We start from the raw sequence: 1,152 nt of genomic DNA, 5'->3' as shown, positions 1-1,152 counted from the left end.
CCCCACGTGCCGTGGCGGCGCTGTACCGGCAGTTGCGCAAGTCCCTGGAGGACCGCAGGGCCGAACCGGATGCCGCGGACTTCTACTACGGCGAGATGGAGATGCGCCGCCACGACCCCACCCGACCCCGCGCCGAACGCGCACTGATCACCGCCTACTGGGCCCTGTCCGGCTATGGCCTGCGCGCCTCCCGCGCCCTGGCCTGGCTGGGCGTCGCGATGGCGACCACCGTGCTGGTGATGATGGTGTGGGGCCTGCCCGACAAGGACCCCCGCCCCGAGATCACCGGAGCGCAGAACGGCCACCGGATCGAGCTGACCACCGACCGCTTTGAAAAGGCCCTGCGCGTGGTGATCAACTCCACCGTCTTCCGCTCCTCGGGACAGAACCTCACCACCGCCGGCACCTACATCGAGATGGGAAGCCGCTTCACCGAACCCGCCCTGCTGGCCCTGGCCATCCTCGCCATCCGCGCCCGCGTCAAACGCTGACCCCACCCCGGCCGGGACGGGAGCCCCCTGCTTTGGCCGGGACCGCCCCGGCCCAACGTGGTTTCGGCGCCGGGCCGGGGCGGTCCCGGGCCGACGGCCGAAAGAAATGGGACGACGCGGGAACGGTCGTGCGGGCAGGATACGGACATGCCGAGACCTTCCGGATTCCGGTACCAACAGCACGGCGACCGAAGCGTCACCATCACCCACCACGGCCACCCCGCCAGCACCCTGCGCGGCGCCCGGGTGCAGAAGTTCCTCACCGAGGTGGCATCGGGCGACGCCCAGGCAGTGATGGCGCGCTGGACCGGCGCGTACAAGCACGGCAACGAACGCACCGCCCGCAACCACCCGCGCAACCGCCGCTGACGACATCCGTGGATGGTCCTCGGCCGGTTGCCGCGGCGTGCGAGGTGAGCGTGCCCGGACACCGCCCGGCCCGGGCGCCCTGACCCGGGAGCTCCCCGAAGAAGGAACCGATGCACCCGGGACCGGCGCAACTCCTGACCACTGCCGATGCGGCCGACACCGTCCCGCCCCTCACCGCGCACCGGCAACTCCTCGCCGGACCCGCCCGACCAGCCGGCCCGGTTCCGTATTCCCCACCCACCGAGGACACCGACGGCCGTACCGTGGATACCGACACCACAGGGAGGGACCG

The 1,152-nt window shown here is 71.7% G+C and carries 2 protein-coding genes and 1 pseudogene; all 3 read left to right on the top strand.

Translation table 11 applies throughout. The features are described from left to right. Window positions 1-491 (top strand): annotated as a pseudogene (locus tag FNQ90_RS24080) (pentapeptide repeat-containing protein); the annotation flags it as partial. A 147-nt stretch (window positions 492-638) separates the two neighbouring features. Beyond that, complete coding sequence (locus tag FNQ90_RS24075) at window positions 639-860, top strand: hypothetical protein (RefSeq protein WP_182608274.1); 222 nt, start codon at window positions 639-641, stop codon at window positions 858-860. 110 nt (window positions 861-970) lie between these two features. Then, a partial coding sequence (locus tag FNQ90_RS27810) for a hypothetical protein (RefSeq protein WP_228471563.1) occupies window positions 971-1,152 on the top strand: 182 nt, incomplete at its 3' end.

The sequence above is a fragment of the Streptomyces alkaliphilus genome (assembly GCF_014141535.1).
GTDB classification, from domain to species: Bacteria; Actinomycetota; Actinomycetes; order Streptomycetales; family Streptomycetaceae; genus Streptomyces; species Streptomyces alkaliphilus.
Note: the sequence above shows the minus strand (reverse complement) of the source record. Positions and strands in the feature narration are given on the sequence as shown.